At 73.6% G+C, this 8566-nt stretch carries 8 protein-coding genes; 7 read left to right on the forward strand and 1 reads right to left on the reverse strand.

Annotated elements, in window-relative coordinates:
* Positions 1-52: 52 nt before the first annotated feature.
* From ACWCYO_RS13890 to ACWCYO_RS13905, 4 genes are all read left to right on the forward strand, one after another.
* Positions 53-757, forward strand: coding sequence for a succinate dehydrogenase cytochrome b subunit (locus ACWCYO_RS13890; RefSeq protein ID WP_270149487.1), 705 nt, complete (start codon positions 53-55; stop codon positions 755-757).
* Positions 754-2697 carry a fumarate reductase/succinate dehydrogenase flavoprotein subunit gene (locus ACWCYO_RS13895; RefSeq protein WP_270149485.1) on the forward strand — a complete coding sequence of 648 codons (1944 nt, stop codon included), beginning with the start codon at positions 754-756 and terminating at the stop codon, positions 2695-2697. Before ACWCYO_RS13890 ends, ACWCYO_RS13895 begins: the two co-directional genes overlap by 4 nt.
* A complete protein-coding gene (locus ACWCYO_RS13900) occupies positions 2694-3431 on the forward strand; it encodes a succinate dehydrogenase/fumarate reductase iron-sulfur subunit (RefSeq protein ID WP_270149484.1) in 738 nt (245 codons plus the stop codon). Before ACWCYO_RS13895 ends, ACWCYO_RS13900 begins: the two co-directional genes overlap by 4 nt.
* Positions 3432-3813: 382 nt before the next feature.
* Complete coding sequence (locus ACWCYO_RS13905; RefSeq protein ID WP_270149482.1) at positions 3814-4125, forward strand: hypothetical protein; 312 nt, start codon at positions 3814-3816, stop codon at positions 4123-4125.
* A gap of 5 nt (positions 4126-4130) precedes the next feature.
* Here the strand turns inward: ACWCYO_RS13905 and ACWCYO_RS13910 are convergent, their stop codons facing one another.
* Entirely contained in the window at positions 4131-5069 is a 939-nt protein-coding gene (locus tag ACWCYO_RS13910; protein WP_270149481.1) for a DUF2797 domain-containing protein, read from the reverse strand.
* A 125-nt stretch (positions 5070-5194) separates the two neighbouring features.
* Here ACWCYO_RS13910 and ACWCYO_RS13915 point away from each other — a divergent pair, with 125 nt between their 5' ends.
* The 3 genes from ACWCYO_RS13915 to ACWCYO_RS13925 all read left to right on the forward strand — a co-directional run.
* Complete coding sequence (locus ACWCYO_RS13915) at positions 5195-5824, forward strand: maleylpyruvate isomerase N-terminal domain-containing protein (protein WP_449784366.1); 630 nt, start codon at positions 5195-5197, stop codon at positions 5822-5824.
* Between the two features lie 174 nt (positions 5825-5998).
* Positions 5999-8179: a restriction endonuclease gene (locus ACWCYO_RS13920; protein ID WP_449784367.1), complete on the forward strand. Its 2181-nt coding sequence runs from the start codon at positions 5999-6001 to the stop codon at positions 8177-8179.
* Between the two features lie 164 nt (positions 8180-8343).
* The coding region (locus tag ACWCYO_RS13925) for an ATP-binding cassette domain-containing protein (RefSeq protein WP_449784368.1) at positions 8344-8566 on the forward strand (223 nt) is incomplete at its 3' end.

The raw sequence follows: 8566 nt of genomic DNA on the forward strand, positions 1-8566 counted from the left end.
AGCCGCAGCATGTCTTGGACGCCCCCTTGCCGCCCTCCCTACCGTTGCTGCCATGACAACCGCGACTCGGACGGGCCGGCATCCGTCCACCCTGGCGACCCTGTGGCGGTCGACCGTCGGCAAGAAGGCGGTCATGGCCGTCACCGGCCTGGTCATGCTGCTGTACCTGGTCGCGCACATGCTGGGGAACCTCAAGGTGTTCTTCGGCCCCGACGACATCAACGGCTACGCGGCCTGGCTGCGCACCATCGGCCAGCCGTTCCTGGGCCACGAGTGGTTCCTGTGGATCGCCCGCACCGCCCTGCTGGCCTCCGTCGTCCTGCACGGGGTGTCCGCGTACCAGCTCAGCCGCCGCGACCTCGCCGCCCGCCCGAGCAAGTACGTGCACCAGCGCCGCCGCGCCAGCTACGCGACCCGGACCATGCGCTGGGGCGGGGTGATCCTGGGCCTGTTCATCGTCTGGCACATCCTCGACCTCACCACGCTCACCGTGAACCCGGTCGCCGAGCACGGCCACGTCTACCAGAACGTCGTGGGCACCTTCGGTCGCTGGTACAGCGACGTGATCTACATCGTCGCGATGCTGGCCCTCGGCTTCCACATCCGGCACGGCTTCTGGAGCGCCGCGCAGACCCTCGGCGCCAACAACGCCCGCCGCGACCGGGCGCTGAAGCTGACCGCCAACGGCCTGGCGCTGCTGCTGACGGCCGGCTTCCTGTCCGTCCCCCTGGCCGTGATGTTCGGAGTCGTCAAATGAGCTACCTGGACTACGCCGTCGGCGAGCCGATCGCCGACACCAAGGCCCCCGCCGGGCCGATCGAACAGCGCTGGGACCAGCGGCGGTTCGAGGCCAAGCTGGTCAACCCGGCGAACCGGCGCAAGCACACCGTGATCGTGGTCGGCACCGGCCTGGCCGGCGGCGCGGCCGGCGCCACCCTCGCCGAACAGGGCTACCACGTGGTCCAGTTCTGCTTCCAGGACTCCCCGCGACGCGCTCACTCGATCGCCGCCCAGGGCGGCATCAACGCGGCCAAGAACTACCGCAACGACGGCGACTCGATCCGCCGGCTGTTCTACGACACCGTCAAGGGCGGCGACTTCCGGGCCCGCGAGTCCAACGTGCACCGGCTCGCCCAGGTGTCGGTGGAGATCATCGACCAGTGCGTGGCCCAGGGCGTGCCCTTCGCCCGCGAGTACGGCGGCCTGCTGGACACCCGCTCCTTCGGCGGCGTGCAGGTCTCCCGCACCTTCTACGCCCGCGGCCAGACCGGGCAGCAGCTGCTGCTCGGTGCCTACCAGGCGCTCTCCCGGCAGATCGCCGCCGGGAACGTGGAGATCCACCCGCGCACCGAGATGCTCGACCTGCTGGTGGTCGACGGCCGGGCCCGCGGCATCGTCGCCCGCGACCTGGTCACCGGCGAGATCAGCTCGTACACCGCGGACGCCGTCGTCCTCGCCACCGGCGGCTACGGCAACGTGTTCTACCTGTCCACCAACGCCAAGAACTCCAACGCCACCGCGATCTGGCGGGCCCACCGGCGCGGCGCCTACTTCGCCAACCCGTGCTTCACCCAGATCCACCCCACCTGCATCCCGCGCTCCGGCGACCACCAGTCCAAGCTCACCCTGATGAGCGAGTCGCTGCGCAACGACGGCCGGATCTGGGTGCCCAAGGCCCAGGGCGACACCCGCCCGCCCGCGCGGATCCCGGAGGAGGAGCGGGACTACTACCTGGAGCGGATCTACCCCTCCTTCGGCAACCTGGTGCCCCGCGACATCGCCTCCCGGGCCGCCAAGAACGTCTGCGACGAGGGCCGCGGCGTCGGCCCCGGCGGGCAGGGCGTGTACCTGGACTTCGCCGACGCGATCCGCCGGATGGGCCGCGACGCCGTCGAGGCCAAGTACGGCAACCTCTTCGAGATGTACGAGCGGATCACCGCCGAGGACCCGTACCAGGTGCCGATGCGGATCTACCCGGCGATCCACTACACGATGGGCGGGCTCTGGGTCGACTACGACCTGCAGACCAGCATCCCGGGCCTGTTCGCCATCGGCGAGGCCAACTTCTCCGACCACGGCGCCAACCGGCTCGGCGCCAGCGCGCTGATGCAGGGCCTCGCCGACGGCTACTTCGTGCTGCCGCCCACCATCAACGACTACCTGGCCCGCAACCCGGTCGCCGCGGTGCCCGCCGACCACCCGGTGCTCACCGAGGTCGAGGCCGAGGTCGCGGACCGGCTCAACCTGATCCTCTCCGTCGACGGCGACCGCACCCCGGACTCCTTCCACCGCGAGCTCGGCGAACTCCTCTGGGACGAGTGCGGAATGGCCCGCGACGAGGCCGGGCTCAAGCGCGCGCTGGAGCGGATCCCCCGGCTGCGCGAGGAGTTCTGGCGCCGGATCAAGGTGCCCGGCACCGGCCGGGAGCTCAACCAGTCGCTGGAGAAGGCCAACCGGCTGGTCGACTACTTCGAACTGGCCGAACTGATGTGCCTGGACGCGCTGCACCGCGCCGAGTCCTGCGGCGGCCACTTCCGCACCGAGAGCCAGACCCCCGACGGCGAGGCCGCCCGGCGCGACGAGGAGTTCTCCTACGCCGCCGCCTGGGAGTTCACCGCCACCGGCGAGGCACCCGTCCTCCACCGCGAGGACCTCGACTTCGAGCACGTCCACCCCACCCAGCGGAGCTACGCGTGAACCTCACCCTGCGCATCTGGCGCCAGTCGGGCCCGGACGCACCCGGCTCGATGACCACCTACCAGGTCAGCGGCATCAGCCCGGACATGTCCTTCCTGGAGATGCTCGACACCCTCAACGAGGAGCTGATCACCCGCGGCGACCAGCCGGTCGCCTTCGACCACGACTGCCGCGAGGGCATCTGCGGCGCCTGCGGCATGGTCATCAACGGCCAGGCGCACGGCCCCGAACGCACCACCACCTGCCAGCTGCACATGCGGCACTTCCAGGACGGCGACACCATCGACGTCGAACCGTGGCGGGCGGCGGCCTTCCCGGTGGTCAAGGACCTGGTGGTGGACCGCTCCGCCTTCGACCGGATCATCGGCTCCGGCGGCTACATCACCGCCCCCACCGGCAGCGCCCCCGAGGCGCACGCCACGCCCGTCCCCAAGGAGGCCGCGGACACCGCCTTCGAGCACGCCGAGTGCATCGGCTGCGGCGCCTGCGTGGCCGCCTGCCCGAACGGCTCGGCGATGCTGTTCACCTCCGCCAAGGTGGTGCACCTCAACGTGCTGCCGCAGGGCGCGCCCGAACGCGCCGCCCGGGTGCGGAACATGGTCTCGGCGATGGACGCCGAGGGCTTCGGCGGCTGCACCAACACCGGTGAGTGCGCCACCGCCTGCCCCAAGGGCATCCCGCTGCCCAGCATCGCGGCGATGAACCGGGAGTTCCTGCGGGCCGCCCGCGGCTGAGACTCCCCCTGATCGGTCGGCCCCTCGCTCTGGTGCTCAGGCGAGGGGCCGACGCCGTCTCGCCGTTAACCGGAGCCCTTCTCCGGAGCCCTTCTCCGGAGCCCTTCTCCGGGGCGCGCGACGGGAGTTCGCGCTACCCGAACGGGTGGTGGATGGCTGCGGGCGGTGCTTCCCGACGGAGAATCGCGCTACGGTGGTGCTCCGCTACGGAAGGACGGCATATGCCCGAGGTTCAGTCCTGCTCCGGCTGCGGCGGGTCCGGGGGGACCCAGAAGACCGAGGCAACGGTCGAACTGGACGAGGAAGGGAGCATGGTGCCCAGGGTTCACACCTTCTGGTCACCCTGCGGTCGGTGCCACGGATCCGGGACGGTGATCGTCGGATGAGACTGGTCTTCGAATGCGTCGAGTGCGGTGGGCACTACCTGCCACCGGAGGGCATGGTGTACCCGGACGGGCCGGCCTCGCCGGTCTGGTGCTCCCCCTGCCAGACGTCCAAGCTCACGGCGGGCCTGCGGGAGGACCCGCTGCTCGCCCGGCTCGCCCTGGCCGCCGCCCGGGCCGCCCTGGCCCGGCGCGCCGCCGAGGCCGCCGAGCCGGTCGCCGCCGGTCGCGGCGACGTCCGCCCGTCCCGCCCGCCACTGTCCCGCCGGGCCCGCTCGGGGCCGGGCGGGGTGCGCGGCCGGCTCGGTTAGGGCCTTCAGAACAGTGCCTCCTGGGTGTCCGGCTCCGGCGGGCGGCTCCGCTCCTCCAGGGCGAGGCCCTCGCAGGGCCGGCCGGTGACGGGCACGAGCGTCCAGCCGGTGAGCCGCCGGGTGTCCAGCAGCAGCGGGCCGGAGCCGTCCGGCTGGTCGAGGAAGAGGTGCCGGCCCACCGGCGGGCGCAGCGTGCCCGCGATCACCGCGCCGGCGGCCAGGCCGGTGATCTCCCGGTAGGCCTCGGGGGCGCCGTCGGCCAGGCCGAAGCGCTCCACGTGGTCCACCACCGGGCGGTCGGCGAGCAGTTCCACCGCGTGGCCGTCCAGCAGCCGGTGCGCCTGGGCGCGGGCCTCGGCGAGCACGGCACGGCGGTGCGGGGCGTCGCCGTGCGCCCACCAGTGGTCCGTCTTCAGCCGGGACTTGTACCGCTCCCGGGCCAACCCCGAGGCGGCGACGGTCAGTTCGGCGCGGCGCACCGCGGGCAGGCCGCCGCGTGCGGTGAACGCGTAGGCCAGCGCGCCCTGTTCGAGCAGTCGGCTGTCACCGCGCTGCTCGGCGGTCAGGCCGACCTTCAGCAGGCCCTCGCCGAACCAGGCGAGGTAGAGCAGGTAGGTCCGGCCGTCGTCCAGGATCTGGTCCCGGGCCAGCGCCAGGCCGCGGTCCACGCTCTGGCAGGCCGGGCACTGGGTGGCGCCGCCGTCCGGGGCGATCACCGCGTGGTGCGGGCAGGGCGTGCGCTCCGTCGCCCCGGCCAGCCAGGCCCCGGTGCAGCGGCGCGGGCCGCCGAGCAGCCAGCCGACCTCCGTACCCGGTGCGACGGCGCGCTCGTGCACCCGGGTGCCGCGCACGGCACCGAGCAGGGCCCGGCCGTCGTGCCAGCTCAGGCCGGTGGAGATCCAGCCGGCCGGCCGCTCCGGGTGCTGGGGTGCGGGGATCGTCACGGGCAGCCCTCCCTGTAGGTCCACGACCCAGGTGAGGCTACCCGCTGCCACTGACAACGACCGCATCCCGGAGAATGCGGGGACCCGGACCCCAGTGGCCCCGCGCCGCTGCTAGCGTCCCGTCCATGATCGACTCACCGACCCCGGACGACCTCGCCCGCACCCTGCGCCTCGCCGTCGACACCCTGGCCGGCGCCCCCGCGGACGCGGACTGGTCGCGGCCCGCCGGCACCCTCGACTGGAGCTGCTGGGAGACCGTCGAACACCTCGCCGACGACCTCCTCGCCTACGCCGCCCAGCTCGGCCCGGCCCGGCCGCCGCGCGACCGGTACGTGCCCTTCGAGGCGACCCGCCGCTCGCCCGGTGCCCCGAACAACTTCGTCCGCGCCAAGCCGGCCGACGGGGTGCCGGGTCTGCTCGAAGTACTGGACGCCAGCGGCGGGTTGATGGTCGCCATCGCCCGGGTCGCGCCGCCGGACACCCGGGCCCACCACCCGTGGGGCCTCGCCGACGCCTCCGGCTTCGTGGCCATGAGCCTGGTGGAGACCCTGGTCCACCTCCACGACGTCACCCAGGGCCTCGGCGTCCCCTGGACCCCGCCCGCCGATGTCTGCACCCGCGTCCTCACCCGCCTCTTCCCCGACGTCCCCCTCGCGGACCCCTGGCCGACCCTCCTCTGGGCCACCGGCCGCGCCACCCTCCCCGGCCTCCCGCTCCGCACCGACTGGCGCTGGTACGCCGAGCCGCAGCACTGACGCCCGTTCATGAACTCGTCGGCCGGGTCGACGGGTTGACGGACCTCGACCCACCACCCGCGCGAGCCACCCCGGACCGGAAGCCCCGCAGGCCGCGGGCGCTTGGCCCGACGGGCCGTCCACGTTCTATTGTGGCGGGCGCCAGTGGCGGCGTGTGGACGGGAGGGGTGGCTGGTGGCGGGGCGGCGGAACAGCGGGGTGCTGGCGGTCTGGGCAGAGGCGCAGCGGCAGCAGCAGCGCCGGGAGGAGGCCCGTTGGCGTGCCGAGGCGGCGGAGTTGCGGCGGCACGAGCGCGCCCAGCGGGAGGCGCAGCGGGCGGCCGCCCGGGACGAGCGGGAGGCGCAGCGCGCGTACCAGCAGTCGCGGGAGGCGGAGGCTGCCCGGCGGACGGCCGAACTGGACGCCCGGGTGGCGGAGTTGCGCGGATTGCTGGCGGCCGGGCTGGCCGCGCCGGCGTTCGGGCCGCAGGCGCTGCTGGCGGCGCGCCCGGTGCCGCCGTTCGATCCGGGGCCGCTGGGCGAGCCGGTACCGATGCCGGACCACGCCTCCGCCGCGTACCACGTCCCGCCGCCGGACCCGGTGCAGGCCCGCAACGGCGGGGTGCGCCGGCAGTACGAGCAGTACGTCGCCCAGGCCCGGGCCCGGTTCGAGCAGGACTGGTACGCCGCGCAGGCGCGGGAGGCGAACCGGCAGCGCCGGCTGACCGCGTACCGCCAGGAGTACCTGCACTGGGCGGAGTCGTTCCGCCGCCAGGAGGCGGAACGCATGGCCGGCACCGAGGAGTTGCTGCGGCGGCTGCGGGCGGGTGAGCCGGAGGCGGTGCAGGAGTACTTCACGGCCGGGCTGTACGCCTCGGCGGCCTGGCCGGAGGGCTTTCCGCACCGGCTGGTGGCGGCCTGGGAGGTGTCGAGCCGTCAGCTGGTGGTGAACTGGGAGCTGCCCGGTCCGGACGTGGTGCCGGCGGCCGCCCGGGTGCGGTACGTGAGGACGGACGACCGCGAGGCCGAGGTGGCCCGCCCGGCGACCGAGCGCAAGGCGCTGTACCGGGAGGTGCTGGCGCAGTCGGCGCTGCGGGTGGCGGCGGAGCTGTTCCGGGCGGACCCGGACGGGATGCTGGACTCGGTGGTGCTGAACGGCTTCGTGCTCGGCATCGACCCGGCGACCGGCCGGGAGGCGGAGCGCTTCCTGTCCACGCTGACCGCGACCCGGGACGGTTTCTCCGGGCTGGCGCTGGACCGGGTGGCCCCGGTGGAGTGCTTCCAGGGCCTGGGCGGCAAGCTGTCGGCGCGGCCCGAGCGGCTGGACGAGGTGAAGCCGGACCGGCTGCCGGAGTCGGTCGGCGGGAACCTGGCCGGGCACTTCGGCGAGGACGAGCCGGACCTCTTCGAGATGGATCCGCTCGAGTTCGAGGACCTGATCGCCGAGTTGTTCCGGTTGCGCGGTTTCCGCGTGATGACCACGGCCCGCAGCGGCGACGTCGGGGTGGACGTGGTCGCCGAGGACCTGGACCCGGTGACCGGCGGGAAGATCGTGATCCAGGCGAAGCGCTACAAGAAGACCGTGCCGCCGACGGCCGTGCGCGACCTGGAGTCCACCGTCCGCCACCACGGCGCGATCAAGGGCATCCTGGTGACCACGGCGGGCTTCGGCCGCGGCTCGTACAGCTACATCGAGGGCAAGCCGCTGACCCTGGTGAGCGGACCGGAGCTGGTGGAGCTGCTGGCGGAGCAGGGGCTGCGCGGCCGGCTCGGCGGCGGACCAGGCGGAACAGGCCGACCGGGCGGGAGCGCCGCGCCCGAGCCGGGACCGAGGGAGCCGAAGGAGGCCGAGCCGGCCGCCGCGCGGAGCAGCGTGACGGTCAGCTGGCAGAGCCGCACCGCCGGCGGGGACCCGGTGGAGCTGGACGTCACGGCGTTCCTGTGCGCCGGCGGCCGGGTGCTGAGCGACGAGCACTTCGTGTTCTTCAACAACCCGCAGGACCCGGACGGCGCCGTCCGGCTGCACCCGACCCACTCGGTGCCGGGCGAGCCGGCCCGGGCGGCCCGGCTGAGCCTGGACCTGCACCGGCTGCCGGCCGCGGTCGACGAGGTGGTGCTCGCGGTCTCCACCGAGGAGGAGGAGCCGCCGGCGCTGCCGCTCGGCTACGTGTACGGGCTGGCCGTCGCCGCCGAGTACGGGCCGGGTGCGAGTGGACCGGCGAAGTGGCCGGGCGCCAACGGCGGCGTCCCGGACTCCGCGATGCTGCTGGGGAGTTTCCGGCGGGCGGACGGCGGCTGGCACCTCGCACCCTCGGCTCGGGCGGTGACGAACGGTCTGGCGGGACTGGCGACCGCCTTCGGCGTCGCCGTGGAGTGACCACGAGGAGTTCCCAGGGGGACATGTCATACCTGAGGAGGAGAGCGCTCCCGCCGCACCACCGGGTCGGCGGGGGCCGACCCTCCCCCCGGCATACACATCGGGCCCGAACCGCTGGAGAGGATGGATCGGTAGGAAAATCCGATTCGTTCCCAGGAGTCCTCGTGACGTTCCCCGCAACCGCCGTCCACACGGGTCTGGCGGCCGCCCGCGCCACCGGTCTGAACAAGGTCTACGGGGAGGGGGAGACCCGGGTCGTCGCCCTCGACGACGTCAGCGTCACCTTCCCCCAGGGCGAGTTCACCGCCATCATGGGCCCCTCCGGCTCCGGCAAGTCCACCCTCATGCACTGCATGGCCGGCCTGGACACCGTCTCCTCCGGCTCCA

It is taken from the genome of Kitasatospora sp. NPDC001683 (genome assembly GCF_053596495.1).

What these genes read in the sequence shown, in the direction of transcription:
- ACWCYO_RS13890 (WP_270149487.1), top strand. Translation starts at nt 53, where the DNA reads ATGACAACCGCGACTCGGACGGGCCGGCATCCGTCCACCCTGGCGACC.
- ACWCYO_RS13895 (WP_270149485.1), top strand. Translation starts at nt 754, where the DNA reads ATGAGCTACCTGGACTACGCCGTCGGCGAGCCGATCGCCGACACCAAG.
- ACWCYO_RS13905 (WP_270149482.1), top strand. Translation starts at nt 3,814, where the DNA reads ATGAGACTGGTCTTCGAATGCGTCGAGTGCGGTGGGCACTACCTGCCA.
- ACWCYO_RS13915 (WP_449784366.1), top strand. Translation starts at nt 5,195, where the DNA reads ATGATCGACTCACCGACCCCGGACGACCTCGCCCGCACCCTGCGCCTC.